This window comes from Actinomadura latina NBRC 106108 (genome assembly GCF_001552195.1).
Classification (GTDB): Bacteria; Actinomycetota; Actinomycetes; order Streptosporangiales; family Streptosporangiaceae; genus Spirillospora; species Spirillospora latina.
In genome coordinates this window covers 128,357-143,974 of the sequence record NZ_BCQS01000003.1, presented here as the reverse complement: position 1 = coordinate 143,974, position 15,618 = coordinate 128,357, and the positions used below count along the sequence as shown (strand labels likewise).

The 15,618-nt window shown below is 73.4% G+C and carries 16 protein-coding genes; 7 read left to right on the top strand and 9 right to left on the bottom strand.

The features are described 5' to 3' along the window. Positions 1 to 51: 51 nt before the first annotated feature. The 4 genes from AL2_RS01415 to AL2_RS01400 form a co-directional block, all read right to left on the bottom strand. On the bottom strand, positions 52 to 504 hold the full coding sequence (locus AL2_RS01415; RefSeq protein ID WP_067628343.1) for an RsbRD N-terminal domain-containing protein: 453 nt from the start codon (positions 502 to 504) through the stop codon (positions 52 to 54). After that, positions 501 to 1,355, bottom strand: a complete 855-nt coding sequence (locus tag AL2_RS01410) for an SDR family oxidoreductase (RefSeq protein WP_157437948.1) — start codon at positions 1,353 to 1,355, stop codon at positions 501 to 503. Before AL2_RS01410 ends, AL2_RS01415 begins: the two co-directional genes overlap by 4 nt. A gap of 112 nt (positions 1,356 to 1,467) precedes the next feature. Further along, on the bottom strand, positions 1,468 to 2,211 hold the full coding sequence (locus tag AL2_RS01405) for a MerR family transcriptional regulator (protein WP_067628339.1): 744 nt from the start codon (positions 2,209 to 2,211) through the stop codon (positions 1,468 to 1,470). 191 nt (positions 2,212 to 2,402) lie between these two features. After that, the gene (locus AL2_RS01400; RefSeq protein WP_067628337.1) at positions 2,403 to 3,497 is read right to left on the bottom strand and encodes a pyridoxal-phosphate dependent enzyme; all 1,095 of its coding nucleotides are present in this window, start codon (positions 3,495 to 3,497) and stop codon (positions 2,403 to 2,405) included. Positions 3,498 to 3,584: 87 nt separating this feature from the next. Here AL2_RS01400 and AL2_RS01395 point away from each other — a divergent pair, with 87 nt between their 5' ends. The 3 genes from AL2_RS01395 (at position 3,585) to AL2_RS37120 (ending at position 5,040) form a co-directional block, all read left to right on the top strand. Further along, on the top strand, positions 3,585 to 4,490 hold the full coding sequence (locus AL2_RS01395; protein WP_067628334.1) for a LysR family transcriptional regulator: 906 nt from the start codon (positions 3,585 to 3,587) through the stop codon (positions 4,488 to 4,490). Positions 4,491 to 4,597: 107 nt separating this feature from the next. Continuing rightward, the gene (locus AL2_RS01390; protein ID WP_083945822.1) at positions 4,598 to 4,870 is read left to right on the top strand and encodes a hypothetical protein; all 273 of its coding nucleotides are present in this window, start codon (positions 4,598 to 4,600) and stop codon (positions 4,868 to 4,870) included. Positions 4,871 to 4,896: 26 nt separating this feature from the next. Beyond that, a complete protein-coding gene (locus tag AL2_RS37120; RefSeq protein ID WP_157437946.1) occupies positions 4,897 to 5,040 on the top strand; it encodes a hypothetical protein in 144 nt (47 codons plus the stop codon). Positions 5,041 to 5,042: 2 nt separating this feature from the next. Here the strand turns inward: AL2_RS37120 and AL2_RS01385 are convergent, their stop codons facing one another. Continuing rightward, positions 5,043 to 5,297: a hypothetical protein gene (locus tag AL2_RS01385; protein WP_067628333.1), complete on the bottom strand. Its 255-nt coding sequence runs from the start codon at positions 5,295 to 5,297 to the stop codon at positions 5,043 to 5,045. 115 nt (positions 5,298 to 5,412) lie between these two features. On the opposite strand from AL2_RS01385, the gene AL2_RS01380 reads away from it, so the two are divergent. The 3 genes from AL2_RS01380 to AL2_RS38415 all read left to right on the top strand — a co-directional run bounded on the left by AL2_RS01380 (position 5,413) and on the right by AL2_RS38415 (position 8,801). Then, positions 5,413 to 6,165, top strand: coding sequence for a MerR family transcriptional regulator (locus tag AL2_RS01380; protein WP_245666244.1), 753 nt, complete (start codon positions 5,413 to 5,415; stop codon positions 6,163 to 6,165). Positions 6,166 to 6,183: 18 nt separating this feature from the next. Continuing rightward, positions 6,184 to 7,947, top strand: coding sequence for a S9 family peptidase (locus AL2_RS01375; protein WP_067628329.1), 1,764 nt, complete (start codon positions 6,184 to 6,186; stop codon positions 7,945 to 7,947). Positions 7,948 to 8,087: 140 nt separating this feature from the next. Continuing rightward, complete coding sequence (locus AL2_RS38415) at positions 8,088 to 8,801, top strand: hypothetical protein (RefSeq protein WP_210747738.1); 714 nt, start codon at positions 8,088 to 8,090, stop codon at positions 8,799 to 8,801. A 40-nt stretch (positions 8,802 to 8,841) separates the two neighbouring features. Here AL2_RS38415 and AL2_RS01365 read toward each other — a convergent pair whose 3' ends face one another. From AL2_RS01365 to AL2_RS01355, 3 genes are all read right to left on the bottom strand, one after another. After that, the gene (locus AL2_RS01365) at positions 8,842 to 9,510 is read right to left on the bottom strand and encodes a TetR/AcrR family transcriptional regulator (RefSeq protein WP_157437945.1); all 669 of its coding nucleotides are present in this window, start codon (positions 9,508 to 9,510) and stop codon (positions 8,842 to 8,844) included. A gap of 74 nt (positions 9,511 to 9,584) precedes the next feature. After that, on the bottom strand, positions 9,585 to 10,661 hold the full coding sequence (locus AL2_RS01360; RefSeq protein ID WP_281181557.1) for an aspartate-semialdehyde dehydrogenase: 1,077 nt from the start codon (positions 10,659 to 10,661) through the stop codon (positions 9,585 to 9,587). Positions 10,662 to 10,788: 127 nt separating this feature from the next. Beyond that, positions 10,789 to 12,063, bottom strand: coding sequence for an aspartate kinase (locus AL2_RS01355; protein ID WP_067628324.1), 1,275 nt, complete (start codon positions 12,061 to 12,063; stop codon positions 10,789 to 10,791). A gap of 255 nt (positions 12,064 to 12,318) precedes the next feature. Between AL2_RS01355 and AL2_RS01350 the strand changes: the two genes are divergently transcribed. Then, positions 12,319 to 12,765 carry an iron chaperone gene (locus tag AL2_RS01350; protein WP_067628322.1) on the top strand — a complete coding sequence of 149 codons (447 nt, stop codon included), beginning with the start codon at positions 12,319 to 12,321 and terminating at the stop codon, positions 12,763 to 12,765. Here AL2_RS01350 and AL2_RS01345 read toward each other — a convergent pair. Further along, positions 12,734 to 15,532, bottom strand: coding sequence for an ATP-binding protein (locus AL2_RS01345; protein ID WP_067628320.1), 2,799 nt, complete (start codon positions 15,530 to 15,532; stop codon positions 12,734 to 12,736). The genes AL2_RS01350 and AL2_RS01345 overlap by 32 nt on opposite strands. Positions 15,533 to 15,618 lie beyond the last annotated feature (86 nt).

Here is a 15,618-nt window from a genome sequence, read left to right as displayed (position 1 = left end):
GACGACCCCGGCGGCCTTTCACCGGCCCGGCGCCGCGGTCTCTCGTGCCGGTCAGTTGCCGCTCAGCAGCGGGTAGAGGCGGCGCGCCACGGCGGGGCGCGCCGCCCGCCGGTAGGCGTCGACCGCGGCCCCGACGATCGCGCTCTCGGCGGTGAAGGCGGTCTCCATGACCGTGATGAACTCCGCCGTCGGCGGGTAGAGGCGGGCCGCGGCGCCGGCCGTCCGGCGGACGAGGACGCGGGCGCCGGTGCGCAGCGCGGACTCCAGGTGCCGGACGTCGTGCCCGGCGCAGGCCTCGCCGGCGCCGAGCGCGCGGAACACCGGCAGCACGGCGCGCGGCTCGCGCGCCCCCGAGTAGACCGCGATGGCCTCCTCGACGAGGTTGGAGATCTCGCCGGGCCGCAGGTGCGTGTAGGCGGGGACGCGGGCGGCGATCTCGCCGACCATCTCCGCGGTGATCTCGTCGATGCGGTCGGCGAGGAAGCGCTGCAGATCGGGCTTCATGCGACGTCCCGGGTCTCGTTGGCGGCACCGCCCGCGCCGACGAGGCGGGTGTCCGCGCCGGCGGCGAGCCACTGGCTCTCGGAGTCGGCGAGATGCCGGCGCGCGTGCCGGGTCACGGTCGCGGGGATGAAGGCGCGCACGCCCTGCAGGAACGGCAGCCAGCGCTGCCCGTACACGTGGGCGCGGCGGCGCAGGATCCCGGCCACCAGCCGATCGACCGTCGGCTCCAGCGGGTAGGTGCGGTTGGTCGGGAACGGCAGCTTCGCCCGCATGCCGGCGAGCGCGGCGTCCTGGTCGGCCCCGCGGACCATGTCGGTGTCCGTCCAGCTGAGGTAGCCGACGCCGACCCGGACGCCGTGGTGGGCGACCTCGGCGCGCAGGCTGTGCGCGAACGCCTCGACACCCGACTTGCTGGCGCAGTACGCGGCCATCATCGGCGCCGGGCACAGCGCGGCGAGCGACGCGACCTGAAAGAAGTAGCCCTTGCTCTCGCGGAGCGCGGGCAGGAAAGCGCGGGCGGTGGCGACGCTGCCCAGCAGGTTGACCTCGATGACGCGGCTGAACGTGCGCGGATCGGAGTACTCGACCGGGCCGCCGGTGGCGATGCCCGCGTTCGCGATCACGATGTCGACGCGGCCGTAGACCGCCTTGATCTCGGACGCCACCCGGGCAAGGGCCGCGTCGTCGGTGACGTCGGCCTCCCAGTGCCGGGCGTCCGGGCCGCAGGCGGCGGCGGTCTCGGCGAGCTCGGCGGGTTCCAGGCCGAGCAGCGCCACCTTCATGCCGCGGTCCGCCAGCCCGCGGGCGAGCAGCGCGCCGAGTCCACGGGCGGCGCCCGTCACCACTGCCACCCGACCGTCGTTCGTCCCTGCCACCGTGCGACCCCCTCGCGACTCGTTCCCAGTGCAGACTGGGACTGTTGCTGAGAGTAAAGCAATCCCGCGGGGATGCGGTAGGGGTATGTTACCGGCGCGTAGGCCGGATGTGCTCCTTGATCTCCGAAATGTCCTTAGTGAGGCGGCGGTCCATCGCGCGGGCGAAATGCTCGTCGGCGACCGTCCGGGCGATGGGGCGCAGCCGCCCGACCAGCTCGGCCAGCCGGTCCAGCTCGTCCGGCGACGGGTCGCCGGCCCGGTCGTCCGGCAGCCCGCTCCTGACCAGCTGGACGAAGCCGAACGCCATCCGGTCGAACGCGGCCTCCAGCTCCCAGCTCATGGCCAGGATCGACCGCAGCGGGATCCCGGCCCGGACGAGCTGGACCGCCGCGTCGAACAGCCGCGGGCTGTTGATCACGACCCGCTCGCCGTCGACCGTGATGTAGCCCAGCTCGGCCGCCTCCGCGATGATCTCCGGAGTGAGCCGCCCGTCGAAGACCGCGGCCAGCTCCGCCGGGCTCACCTCGGCCGACTCGCGCTCCGCCCACGGCGTAGCGGCGGCCCACTCGTAGCCGAGCAGTTCGGTCACGTCGCGTCCCTCGTCCGCGGCGGCGATCAGCTCCTCGATGCCGTCCAGCCGGTGGCCGCGGTCGAGCAGATCCGCGATCAGGCGCAGCCGCCCCAGATGGGACGCGTTGTAGTAGGCGACCCTTCCCTGCCGCCGCGGCGCGGGCAGCAGCCGCCGCTCCTGGTAGTAGCGCAGCGTCCGGACGGGCACCCCCGCCTCGGCCGCCAGCTCCTCGACCCGGTACTCGCGGCCCTCATCGCCCATCCCACCCACCCTGACAATCGGCACTGCAACGATCGGCACTGTAAGGATCAGCCGCGCTACGAACGTTCATACGCACGTACCCGGCCACCCCACTCAACGACACAGCCGTCCGCAATGGCTCCAGGCCCCACGACCTTCAGTTTCCAGCAGGACGGCCGTCCGGCATGACCCGGGGCCAGGGTGAGGCGATGTCAGGGGAGGGAGGGGTTGGCCGCTTGGCCCTCTGTGTTCAGCAGGACGATCGTCCGGACGTGCTCGGGGGCCAGGGCGGGTCGGTGGGGTAGGGCCGTCCGGGTTCCGGCGAGGGACGCGGCGCCGCAGGGGCCGGCGGATACGCCGAGGGCGGAGAGGTCCTCGGCTGCGTGGGCCGCGTCGGCGTCGGTTATCGCTACGGCCGCGTCCAGACCGGAGCGCAGGACGGGCCAGGCGAGGGCGGACGGGGTGGCGCAGTTGAGGCCCGCCATGGTGGTCGACCCCGTCTCGACGGTCAGGGGCTCCTCTTGGTGAAGGCTCGCCAGTATGCAGGGCGCGGCGTCCGGTTCTACGGAGAGAACGGTAGGTCTGGAGGGGCCTGACCTGTAGTGGGTCACGGCTGCCTGGGCGAGCGAACCCACGCCGACCGGAACGGCGACCAAGCCCGCCGGGGCGGCACCGGCTGCGGCCAGCTGGTCGTCGATCTCGGTGAAAAGGGTGGAGTAGCCCTCGACGATCCACTGCGGGACGCGTTCGTAGCCGGGCCATGCCGTGTCCTGGACGAGGAGGGCGGAGGGGTCGGCGGCCGCCACGTCCGCCGCGAGGCGCACCGCCTCGTCGTAGGGGCCCGGGACCTCGGTCAGGCCGGCGCCCTCCGCTTTGATCGCCGCCATGGCGGCGGGGTGGACGCCGTACGGGACGTAGACGTCGGCCGTCAGGCCCAAGAGGCGGGCCATCGCGGCGACCGCACGGCCGTGGTTGCCGTCCGTCGCCGTGATCAGCCGGACCGGGCCCAGTTCGCGCAGCCGCGACAGCGGGACGTCCGATAGCCGGTACCTGTCGCAGAGTGCCCGGTAGATCCCCCAGGAGGCGCCGAGGATCTTGAAGGCGGGGAGCCCGAGACGGGACGACTCGTCCTTCACGAACACGCGCTCCACCCCCAGTCCGGCGGCCAGCGGCGGCAGTTCCACGAGCGGCGTCGGCGCGTATCCGGGGAGCGTCCGGTGAAAGGCGGGGACGTCGCGGGGAGCCGGCGGGCACGTCCAGGCGCGGGCAGCCGGGCGGCTGAACCAGCGGGCGGGGGCGTCGACCATGGGACGTACGTTTCCGCAGCGGTCTATGGTCGGTCCAGCGAATGTTTCCGAGCGATAACCATCAGCTGAACCGATGAATGGACGGGCATGCTCGACCTGCACCGGCTGCGCCTGCTGCGCGAGCTGAAACACCGCGGGACGCTCGCGGCCGTCGCCGAGGCCCTCTCGTACAGCCCGTCGTCGATCTCGCAGCAGCTGTCCGTCCTGGAGAAGGAGGTCGGGGTCCCGCTGCTGGAGCCGGTGGGACGCCGGGTCCGGCTGACGGCGCAGGCGGAGATCCTCGTCGCGCACACCGAGGCGGTGCTGGAGCGGCTCGAACGCGCCGAGGCCGATCTCGCGGCGTCGCTGGCGGGCCTCACCGGGGTGCTGCGGGTCGCCGCGTTCCAGACCGCCGCGCTCGCGCTCGTCCCGGACGCGCTCAGCCGGCTCCGCGCCGCCCACCCGCGGCTGCGCATCGAGATCACCCAGCGGGAGCCGGAGAGCGCGCTGCCCGCCCTCCTCGCCCGGGACTTCGACCTCGTGATCACCGAGGAGTATCCGGGGGAGCCGGGGCCGCGCCCGGCGGGGGTCGAGTACGAGGAGCTCGGCGAGGACGAGATCCGGCTGGCGCTCCCCGGCCACACGCCGGACGCCGGCCTGAGTGGTTTGGGCGGCCTCCCGTGGGTCATGGAGCCGGTGGGGACGGCGTCCCGGCAGTGGGCGGTGAGGCTGTGCCGGACGGCCGGGTTCGAGCCGGACGTCCGGTTCGAGTCCACCGACCTGCTGCTCCACCTGCGGCTGGTGGAGCGCGGCCACGCCGCCGCGCTGCTGCCCGGCCTCGTCTGGGCGGGACGTCCCCCGACGGTCCCGGTCGTCCGGCTGCCGGCGGAGGACCGGATCCGGCGCCTGTTCACCGCCTCACGCCGGGGAGGCGGCGAGCATCCGGCCGTGCGCGCGTTCCGGGCGGCGCTCGCGGACGGGTTCGCGGACCGGAACCCGCCGTCCGGGGGATGACCCCGGCGCGGTTAGGGGTTTTCCCGTATGGCGGTTACTTCGCCCGGCGGGCAGAGTCGTATCTGGCAGCAGGGGAACGAGGCCCCTACGCAGGAAGAAGGCACACGATGTCGAACATGCCGACCCTCACCTCGATGACCGCGTCCGACTTGGCCGAGATCCTGTTCTGCAGCGGGCTGCAGGAGTCGGACCGTCCCTCCGCCGAGCAGGTCCGCGCGGCCATCGAGGACCGGATCGGCGCCTGCTCCGGCGACCGCTCCGTCTGCCTCGCGTTCGTCGCGCAGGAGGCGGGCGACCACCCCGAGGCGTACCGCAGCCGGATGCGCTGGGCGCTCAGCACCGTGTCCGAGGTCTATCCCGAGCTCAGCACCGCAGCCTGACGGAGCCGTCCGAAAGGGAGAATCCGATGCGTTCACCGTTCACCGACCGGCGCGAGGACATCCTTCCCCGCTCCCTCCGCGAACTCCTCGCCGCCGAGGCTCCGCAGACCGGGAACGAGAGGCGCCGCCGCCGCCAACGCAGGCTCAGGACGGCCCGGCGGGCTCCCTAGCCTCAGCGGCGCGACTTCGTCTTGGTTTGCTTCGTCGTCGTGCGCTTCGTCTTCGTGTGCCTGGTCGTCTTGTGCTTCGTCTTCGTGTGCCCGTCCGTCTCCCACTCGTAGCCGGGCGTGCCCTTCTTGCAGTAGCTGTCGCTGACCTTGGTGTCGGTCGCGTCGTGCTCGCACCACCTGTCCTGACCGCACGCGGTCAACCCGAACGCGGCGACCAGGACGGTCAGCGCGAGTGCGGCGGGACGGGTCTTGGACATGAGGGGCCTTTCTCTCGGACGACAACGCACGTCAGACGCCCGCCGTCCCGATCCCGTTCCTTTACCGGACGCTGAACGCCGTGACCGTGTCCGGCCGCGAACTATGCTGACGCTCGTGAGCGAAGAGCCGACGGAGGACCGTCCCGGCGGCGGTGGCCGCGAGTACCGCATCGGCGAACTCGCCTCGGCGGCCGCCGTGCCCGTGCGGACACTGCGCTACTACCAGGAGCGCAAGCTGCTGCCGCCGCCCCGCCGCATGGGCCGCATCGGCCTCTACTCCGAGGACCATCTCGCCCGACTCCGCATGATCGGGAACCTGCTCGAACGCGGGCACACCCTGGAGGGCATCCGGGAGCTGCTGTCGGCGTGGGAGCAGGGCCGCGACATCGGCGCCCTCCTCGGCGTCGAGAAGGCGGTGACGACGCCGTGGTCGAACGAGGTCCCCGTCACGATGACGCTGGACGAGCTGGCGGCGCTGTTCCCCGGCGAGGTCCGCCCGGATGCGGTGGAGCGGGCCGTCGCGCTCGGCCACATCGAGATCGACGGCGACCGCGTCACCCACTGGAGCCGCCGCCAGCTGGAGGCGACGGTGGCGCTCGTCCGCGCCGGGGTGCCGCTGGACGCGGTCCTGTCGGCCGGGCAGGAGCTCCAGCGCAGCATGGACGACCTCGCCACCATGTTCGTCCAGCTGATCAGCACGCACGTCGTGAAGAGCATCGACGACCATGACCTGGGTGAACTCACCGACACGCTGGCCCGGCTGCGTCCCGGCGCGCAGGTCACGGTCGAGGCGGGGTTCGCGCGGGCCATGGACCGCCAGGTCCGCGCGGCCATCGACCAGCTCCTCGGGCGCCTGACCACCCCCTGAGATCGCGATACTGGGGGCATGGTCGACGACGAGCGCTGGAAGGCGCGTTTCCGGGCCGCCCGGATGAGCCTGCCCCGATGGGCGCGTGACGCCCCGAACCGCAGCATCTACCGGTCGAACGTGACCGGGACATGGGAGATCTACGCGTGGGACCGGGAAACCGGTGCCCACCGTCAGATGACCGATCGTCCCAATGGCACGTGGATGGGAACCGTCGACCCGTCCGGCGAATGGCTGTGGTGGTTCGCCGACACGGACGGGGACGAGTTCGGCGTCTGGAACCGCGTCCCGTTCGAGGGGACGGAGAGCGAGCCGGCCGTTCCCGGGCTGGAGCCGTCGTATCCGTCTGGGCTGTCCCTGGGCCGCAGTGGTCTCGCCCTCGTCGGACGGACGACCGACCAGGGCAACACCATTCACCTGTGCCGTCCTGGGTCCGCCCCAGAGGTGCTCTACCACCACGCAGAGGACGCGCACGTCGCCGCCCTCTCGCGCGACGAGACCCTCATTGCGATAGGCCACAGTGAGCACGGCGACAGCCGGCACATGGCGCTGCGCGTGGTCCGCCCTGACGGCTCCACGGTCGCCGACCTGTGGGACGGGCCCGGCAAGGGCGTCTACGGCGCCGGATTCGCCCCGGTCGACGGCGATGCGCGGCTGCTCGTCAACCATGAGCGGCGCGGCCGGGACGAGATGCTCATCTGGGACCCGGTCGCCGGGACCGAGCACGAGATCGTCCTCGACCTGCCCGGCGAGATCGGCGCCGGCTGGTACCCGGACGGGACGGCGCTACTGATCTCCCACTCGCACGAGGCGCGCGACGAGCTGTACCGCTACGACCTGGAGAGCACCGCCCTGACCAGGATCGACACCCCGCGCGGGGTGATCGGCGGCGCCGACGTCCGGCCGGACGGGACGGTCGAGTTCTCATGGTCGTCCGCCGCCGAGCCGCCCGTGATCCGCTCCACGTCCGGCGCGGTGGTGCTCACCCCGCCGGGTCCTGCCGCCCCGCCGTCCGTCCCGGTCGAGGACGTGTGGGTGGACGGCTCCGGCGGCCGCATCCACGCGCTGGTCAGCAAGCCGGGCGGCGACCGCCCCTACCCCGCCGTCTTCGACGTCCACGGCGGCCCCACCGCGCAGGACGACGACTCGTTCGTGGCGACCGCCGCCGCCTGGGTGGACCACGGGTTCGCGGTCGTCCGCGTCAACTACCGGGGCTCCACCGGATACGGCTCGGAGTGGCGGGACGCCATCGAGGGCCGCGTCGGGCTCACCGAACTGGAGGACATCAAGGCCGTCCGCGACTGGGCCGTCGAGTCGGGCCTCGCCGACCCGTCCCGGCTCGTGCTGACGGGCGGCTCGTGGGGCGGGTTCCTCACCCTGCTCGGCATCGGCACGCAGCCGGACGACTGGAGCGTCGCCGTCGCCGCCGTCCCCGTCGCCGACTACGTCGCCGCCTACGAGGACGAGATGGAGGGCCTGCAGGCGTTCGACCGCTCGCTGTTCGGCGGCTCGCCGGACGAGGTCCCGGACCGCTACCGCGAATCGTCCCCGATCACCTACGCCGCGCGGGTCAAGGCGCCCGTCCTGATCCTGGCCGGGGAGAACGACCCGCGCTGCCCCATCCGGCAGATCGACAACTACCTCGGCCGCCTCGCCGAACTGGGCCTGCCGCACGAGGTGTACCGGTACGACGCGGGGCACGGCTCCCTGGTCGTCGAGGAGCGCATCACGCAGATGGCCGCGGAAATGAACTTCGCCCGCAAACATCTCGGCATGTCGTGACTTCTCCCGGGGGACGGGCGGCCGGCCGCCCGTCCCCCGGGTTTACAAGATCGAGCCTCGGGCATTCTCGCGTCGGCCGCTGATCAACGCGGCCGGCGCACCCCCCGGTACATCGAAGATCACCGATCGGGGGGAACCACATGACACGCCTTCGGCACGCCCATGCGCCCGTCCGGCACGCCTTCACCGACCGAATACCGGGCCTGGCCGTCCGCCTGACCGCCCTGGTCATGTCCCTGGTCACCGCCGCGACCATCCTCACCCCCGTCCCCGCCTCGGCAGCCGCCCCGCTGCCCCCGCCGCCGCCCCCCGCCACCGCACCGGCCGCCCTTGCCCCGGGACGCGATGCGCCCTTCGCCTCGGATACGCCGGCCACACCGGGCTGGTCTCCGGGGTCGGACGAGGACGCGACCTTGACGGCCGCGCAGGACATGCCGGAGGGCACGCCCGAGTTGGCCGAGTCGTCGCGGCTTGAGCAGCGGTTCGCCGAGTCGGCACTGCGCGGTTCCGGCATCCGGTGGCGTTCGACCGGGAACTGCTCCGACCGGACGGTCCGGACCTGCACCTCGTTCGAGGGCGTCCGGTGGGGGACGGTCAAGGGGCTGATCGGCTTCGCGAAGTCGAGCGGCTGCACGATCACCGTCACCGGCGGCACCGAGCGCGGCCACGCGACCGGCGCCTACAGCCACTCGAACGGCTACAAGCTCGACATCGCGCCCGGACGGTGCGTGGACGCGGCGATCAAGCGCTACCCGTCCGCCGGCACGCGCGGCGACGGCGCCCGCCTCTACCGCTCACCGGACGGCACCGTCTTCGCCCGCGAGAAGGACCACTGGGACATCACCTTCCACTGAGCCGCGACGCGGGCCAGGCACGGGTCAGACGCGGCGCGGGTCAGGCGCGGACCTCGCGGATGATGCCCACCAGTTCCCGCGTCACCGACTTGAAGCCCGGCAGGCGGGACATCGACACCATGCGGTTGACGAGCGGGACCGTCCGCTCGACGAGGAGGTACGTCTTGCGGCAGCCCGGCGAGCTGTCGTGCACCCAGTACAGGACGATGCCCATCGAGTAGATCCACAGCAGTTCGGGCAGCTCCGCCCGGAACTCCTTGTCGATCTTCAGGTCGGAGCCCTCGACGACCTGGCGGTAGATCGCGACCGCCGAGTCGCGGGCCGGACCGGACTCGGCGCTGAACGGGTTGAGCGGGCTGGTCGGCTCGGCGGCGAACTTGAAGAACTTCCCGGCGAACTCGTGGTACGGGACCATCGTGTCGACACGGGCCTTCAGGACGCCCAGCAGCCGGGCAGCGAACTCCGTCTCGGTGTCGAGGACGGCCCGGCAGGCAGCGGCGTGCTCGTCCTGCAGCTCGTCGTAGTACGCCTGGATCAGCTCTTCCTTGGACCCGAAGTAGTAGTACGCGTTGCCGACCGAGACGCCCGCCTCCTTGGCGATCGCCCGCATCGTCGTCGCCTCGTATCCGCGCTCCCGGAACAGGCGCAGCGCCGTCTCGACGATCGCGGCCCGCGTCTGCTCGGACTTCACGGCCTTCGTCTCGGTCACGCTTGCCACCCTAAAGCCCTCGCGCGACGTCCCGCTCATGCCGCGGACCCCGGCCCCCGCCGGCGGCGGCGGGTTCAGGCGGTCAGTTCGGCGGCTATCAGCTCGGCCGTCTGGGCGGTGTTGAGCGCGGCGCCCTTGCGGAGGTTGTCGCCGGACAGGAACAGGTCGAGGGCCTGCGGGTCGTCGAGCGACCGGCGGACGCGGCCGGCCCACGTGGGGTCGGTGCCGGCGACGTCGGCCGGGGTCGGGAACTCGTGCGTCTCGGGGCTGTCGCACAGGACCACGCCGGGCGAGCGGGCGAGGACCTCCTGCGCCTCGCGCTGGTCGGTGCGCTCCTCGAACACGGCGTGCACGGCCATCGAATGCCCGATGATCACCGGGACGCGGACACAGGTCGCCGACACCTTCAGCGCCGGCAGGCCCAGGACCCGGCGGGTCTCGTCGCGCAGGCCGAGCTCGTCGGACGTCCAGCCGCCGTCCTCGCCCGTCCCCGTCCACGGGACGACGTTCATCGCGAGCGGCGCCGGGAACGGGCCGAGGTCGCCGACGGCGCCGCGGACGTCGCCGGAGCGGCGGCCGAGCGCCCGGTCGCCGCCGACCTTCTCCAGCTGCGCGTACAGGGTGTCGGTGCCGTGCCGTCCGGCGCCGGAGGCCGCCTGGTAGGACGCGACGACCAGTTCCCGCAGCCCGTAGCGCGCGTGCAGCGCGCCGATCGCCACGATCATCGAGAGCGTCGCGCAGCCGGGGCCCGCGACGATGCCGCGCGGACGGTCCCGCACCCGCTCCGGGTTCACCTCGGGGACGACGAGCGGAACGTCCCGGAAGGCGCGGAACGCGCGCGACCCGTCGACCACCGCGGCGCCGTGCCGGACCGCGACCGGCGCCCATGCGGCGGCCACCTCGTCCGGTACCGCGAACACCGCCACGTCGACGCCCTCGAAGACCTCCGGGGCGAGCGCCAGCGCCTCGGCCGTCCTGCCGCGCAGCCGGAGGCCCCGTCCGGCGGAGCGTTCGGAACCGGCGAGGCGGATCTCCCCGTACACGTCCCGGCGGGTGGACAGCAGGTCGAGCATGACCGCACCGACCGCCCCGGTCGCGCCGACGACCGCGAGCGTCGGCAGGTCGGAGGCGAAGCCCCTCGTCGCACTCACATCCTCAGAACTACCGCCGTCCGCGCGCGGTTCCCGAAACGCACGGCGGCGCCGCCCGGAGGCGGACGTGCGGCGGCGGACGTGCGGAGCCGCGCCGCCCGCGGGGAGGCGCGGCCCGCGCGGAGGGTCAGCGGCCGGTGCCGCCGTAGACGACGGCCTCGACCTGTTCGGAGTCGAGGTCGAAGGCGTGGTGCGCGGCGGCGACCGAGGTGTCGACGTCGTCCTGGGCGACGACGACCGAGATCCGGATCTCCGACGTGGAGATCATCTCGATGTTCACGCCGGCCTCGGCGATCGCGCCGAACAGCTTGGCCGTGACGCCCGGGTGCGAGCGCATCCCGGCGCCGATCAGCGACACCTTGCCGATCCGGTCGTCGTAGCGGAGCGACTCGAAGCCGATCCGCTCCTTCAGCTTGTTGAGGGCGGTCAGCGCGGTCTGCCCGTCGGTGGACGGCAGCGTGAACGAGATGTCGGTCCGCCCGGTGGACGCCGCCGACACGTTCTGCACGATCATGTCGATGTTGATCTCGGCGTCGGACAGCACCGTGAAGATCGCCGCGGCCTCACCGACCTTGTCCGGCACCCCCACGACGGTGATCTTGGCTTCGCTCCGGTCGTGCGCGACACCGGAGATGATCGCCTGCTCCATGTCCTGTCCTTCGATCTCGCTGCTGTCGACGACCCACGTGCCCTCCTTCTGACTGAACGAGGACCGCACATGGATCGGGATGTTGTAGCGGCGCGCGTACTCCACGCAGCGCAGATGCAGGATTTTCGCACCGTTCGCCGCCATCTCCAGCATCTCCTCGTAGGAGATCTTCGGGATCTTGTGCGCGGCGGGCACGATGCGCGGGTCGGCGGTGAAGACGCCGTCGACGTCGGAGTAGATCTCGCAGACGTCGGCGTTCAGCGCGGCCGCGAGCGCGACCGCGGTGGTGTCGGAGCCGCCGCGTCCCAGTGTGGTGATGTCCTTGGTGCCCTGCGAGACGCCCTGGAAGCCGGCCACGATGCAGATCGAGCCCTCGTCCAGCGCGGTCCGGATCCGGCCCGGCGTCACATCGATGATCTTGGCTTTGCCGTGCGAGCCGTCGGTGATCACACCCGCCTGGGAGCCGGTGAACGAGCGGGCCTCGTGGCCCAGGTTCGCGATGGCCATGGCCAGCAGCGCCATGGAGATGCGCTCGCCGGCGGTGAGCAGCATGTCCAGCTCACGGCCCGGCGGCAGGGGGCTGACCTGCTTGGCCATATCGATGAGATCATCCGTCGTGTCGCCCATGGCGGAGACGACGACCACCACGTCGTTGCCCGCCTTCTTCGTTGCGACGATGCGCTGGGCGACCCGCTTGACGCCATCGGCGTCGGCGACGGAGGAGCCACCGTACTTCTGCACGACTAGAGCCACGGGTGGGCGCTCCTCGGATCGGGGTCAGGCGTTCCGGACGATGAGTCTACAGACGGCGCACCGATGCATTACGACCAGGTAACTCAGGCCGCACGGCTGCGCGGGCGGGGGCCCGGCGTCGGTGCCGCCGTCCGTGGCGGTTTCCGTGGTGAGCACGGAGGCGGCCCGGACGCCGGCCGGGGGAGGCTGTGACCACGGCGATCAGCCCGGCGGGACGGTCCGGGCCGATCATGAGCGACGACTACGGGAGCGACCATGGCCGGCAAGAGCGGTTACGAGGGATTCACGGCCGAGGAGCGGGCCGCGATGAAGGAGCACGCGCAGGAGCAGAAGGCGGCGGCGCGGCGCAGCACGAAGGCGGACAAGGCGGCGGAGGCGGCGCGGGACGTCCTCGCGAAGATCGCCGAGATGGAGGGCGCCGACCGGGCCCTGGCCGAGCGGGTCCACGCCCTCGTCACCGCCAACGCCCCGGAACTCGCGCCGAGGCTCTGGTACGGGATGCCCGCCTACGCGCTGGACGGCAAGGTCGTCTGCTTCTTCCAGAGCGCGGCGAAGTTCAAGGCGCGCTACGCCACGCTCGGGTTCAACGACTCGGCGCAGCTGGACGACGGCCCGATGTGGGCGACCGCGTTCGCCCTGACCGAGGTGACGCCCGAGGTGGAGGAGCGGATCACCGCACTGGTGAAGCAGGCCGTGAACTGAGGAGGCCCCGGGCGGCGAGGGCGGCGCGGCCCGCGGTGGCGTGCTCGCCGCCGGCGAGGAGCAGGGTGCGCGCCGACTGGTAGTGGCACCCGGCCGCGTCGAACGCCGCCGCGGTCGCGAGCAGCCGCGGCGGGTCGCCGTCGAGCAGCGCCTCCGCCCGGTCCACCTGGGCGGAGGCGACCGGGTTGCCGGCGACGGTCGTCCGGGCCACGGCGATGCGGTCGCGGGCATCCGGGTGCCTGGCGAGGACCGCCGTCTCCGCCCGGAGCGCCGCGTACCAGTGCAGCCAGACCCAGCAGACCCACTTCCACACCTGGTCGGGCTCCGGGGCGACACGTTCCAGCGCCGCGTCCGCGTCCCCGTGGTGGAGCAGGACCATCGCGTCGAAGACCGCGCCGTAGCCGAGGCGGTGGTCCGCTTCGGGGCCGGACTCGTCGACGATCGCGAGCCAGCGGGCACGGGCGTCGTGGTCGCCGCGCAGGCCGTGGATCATCGCGACCGACGCGGCGGCGGGGCCGGACGACCGTGACCGCAGGCGGCCGCTGTGCTCCCACGCGTCGAGGAACCGCACGCTGGTCGCGAGCACCTCGCCGGCTTCGCCGCTGAACGCGTCCGCGACCAGGAGCCAGGACGTGGCGTGGTGGCCCGCCTCGGCCAGCAGCGGATGGCCGGCGAGGCGCCCGCCCCACCGGCGGGCCCCCGGCAGGTCGCCCACGCCGACGGCGGTTCCGGCGGCCATGGCGAGGGCGTCCATCAGCTCGTGCGTGCCGGCGGGGCCGCGCGGTCCGGACGCCAGGAGATCGATCCGGCGCCGGGCGGCGCCCGCGGCGGCGAAGCCGTCACCGGCCCAGCTCTGGGCGCCGGACAGCGCGTCGAGGGCGGCGGACTCCGCCACCGGATCGCCCGCGCGCCGGGCGAGCTCGACCGCGCGCCCGGCGTGCCGCACCGTTTCGTGTGCCGGGTTGTCCGGGTCGCCCTGGACGGCGCCGAACGCGTCCGCGACCACCGCCGCCTCGGCCAGCGCGACGGCCGCCTCGGCGGCCGGGGCGTCGCCGGACAGCTCCCGCGCCTCCGCGAGCATGGCGGCCACCTCGTCCGCGGGCGGGGTCCGCTCGAACGAGCTGGAGAAGCGGTACGCGACGGTCGCGGCGAACGCCAGGTCGCGGCCGGCGCCGGCGGTGTCCCCGGCCCGGCGGGCGGCCTCCGCGGCGGCGCGGTGCAGGCGGAACATGTCGCCGTCGAGGCTGCGGCACCCGGCCACCGCGGCCGCCTGCCGCAGTGCCGCGGGGGCTTCGGCTTCGTCGGCGAGCCGGGCCGCCTGCTCGAACCGCTGCTGGGCCTCGCCGAGCAGGTTGCGGGCGAAGGCCAGCCCGGCCATGGACGAGGCGAGCCGGCAGGCGTCCGCGCGCCGCTCCGGCCGGTCGGCGGCCCAGGTGAGGGCGGCCCGCATGTCCTCGGCGACGGCGTCGAACCGGGCGCGCCAGTCCGCGCCCCCGGTCTCGGCGAGGGCGGCCGCGTTCGCCAGGCACCAGCGCAGATGCCGGGCTCGGACGTCCGCGAGCTCGCCGGCGTCGGCGAGCCGCTCCGTCCCGTACTGGCGGATGGTCTCCAGTGCGTGGTACCGGGTGCCGGACTCGGCGGGTGCCACGCCGAGGAGGCTCTGCTCTGCCAGCCCGCCGAGCCCGCCGACGACCGCGGCCGGATCGAGCGGGGCGAACCCGGCGACCTCGGCGGCCGCCTCGGCGGTGAACGGCGCGACGAACACCGACGTCCGGCGCAGCAGTGCCCGGTCCTCCGGCTCCAGCAGGTCGTGGCTCCAGTCCAGCACCGCCCGCACCGACCGGTGCCTGCCGTCGGCGCGGGGCCCGCCGGTGAGGATCCGCAGCTGGTCGGACAGGCCCGCCGTGAGACCGTCCAGCCCGAGCGTGGACCACCGCGCCGCCGCCAGCTCGATCGCCAGCGCCATGCCGCCGAGCCGCTCGCAGACGGCGACGACGCCCTCGCTGACCGCCGGGCCGGTCGGCCGCCCGACCGCCGCCGCCCGGTCCATGAACAGCGCCACCGCCTCCGACTCGTCGCCGCCGGCCCGCGACAGCGGCGGGACGGGGAAGATCCGCTCGAACGGCACCATCAGCCGGGCCCGGCTCGTGACCAGCACCCGCAGCCGCGGGCAGGCCGCGAGCAGCCGCTCCAGGAACGGCGCCACCCCGTCGCGCACGTGCTCGCAGTTGTCCAGCACCAGCAGCGCCCGGCGGTCCGCCAGCGCGGCCGGCACCGCGTCGTCGATGTCGCGGCCTGGCTGCTCGCCGACGCCCACGGCCGCCGCGACCGCCGCGCCCACCCGCCCCGGTTCGGTGACCGGGACCAGGTCGGCGAACCACACGCCGTCCTCGAAGTCGCCGGCCGCATCGGCCGCCACCGCGAGCGCGAGGCGCGTCTTGCCGACCCCGCCCGGCCCGGCCACGGTCACCAGCCGGTGCGTCCCGACCGCCTCGGCCAGTTCCCGGCGCTCCCGCGTCCGGCCGATGAACGCCGTCAGCGGCGCCGGCAGCGCGGGCGCCGGCCGCTCCTCGCGGGCGAACTGGGCCGCGTGCCGGGCGAGCGCCCGCCGGTCCGGCAACTGCAGCTTGCGCAGCAGCGAGGACACGTGCGACTCGACGGTGCGAACGGAGATGACCAATCGTGCGGCGATCTCCGCGTTGCTGAGGTGCTCCCCGAGCAGCGCGAGGACTTCGGCTTCCCGGGCGGAGATCAGTGGGCGGGACACCGGCTCATTATCCGCAACGATCCCCGTGCCCGGTACGGAGCGGCGGGTGTGAAACGCGCCGCCCGGAAACGCGGATCTTCTCAGCG

What these genes read in the sequence shown, in the direction of transcription:
- AL2_RS01405 (WP_067628339.1), bottom strand. Translation starts at nt 2,211, where the DNA reads ATGGGCGATGAGGGCCGCGAGTACCGGGTCGAGGAGCTGGCGGCCGAG.
- AL2_RS01400 (WP_067628337.1), bottom strand. Translation starts at nt 3,497, where the DNA reads ATGGTCGACGCCCCCGCCCGCTGGTTCAGCCGCCCGGCTGCCCGCGCC.
- AL2_RS01385 (WP_067628333.1), bottom strand. Translation starts at nt 5,297, where the DNA reads ATGTCCAAGACCCGTCCCGCCGCACTCGCGCTGACCGTCCTGGTCGCC.
- AL2_RS01395 (WP_067628334.1), top strand. Translation starts at nt 3,585, where the DNA reads ATGCTCGACCTGCACCGGCTGCGCCTGCTGCGCGAGCTGAAACACCGC.
- AL2_RS01415 (WP_067628343.1), bottom strand. Translation starts at nt 504, where the DNA reads ATGAAGCCCGATCTGCAGCGCTTCCTCGCCGACCGCATCGACGAGATC.
- AL2_RS01375 (WP_067628329.1), top strand. Translation starts at nt 6,184, where the DNA reads ATGGTCGACGACGAGCGCTGGAAGGCGCGTTTCCGGGCCGCCCGGATG.
- AL2_RS01390 (WP_083945822.1), top strand. Translation starts at nt 4,598, where the DNA reads ATGTCGAACATGCCGACCCTCACCTCGATGACCGCGTCCGACTTGGCC.
- AL2_RS37120 (WP_157437946.1), top strand. Translation starts at nt 4,897, where the DNA reads ATGCGTTCACCGTTCACCGACCGGCGCGAGGACATCCTTCCCCGCTCC.
- AL2_RS38415 (WP_210747738.1), top strand. Translation starts at nt 8,088, where the DNA reads ATGACACGCCTTCGGCACGCCCATGCGCCCGTCCGGCACGCCTTCACC.
- AL2_RS01350 (WP_067628322.1), top strand. Translation starts at nt 12,319, where the DNA reads ATGGCCGGCAAGAGCGGTTACGAGGGATTCACGGCCGAGGAGCGGGCC.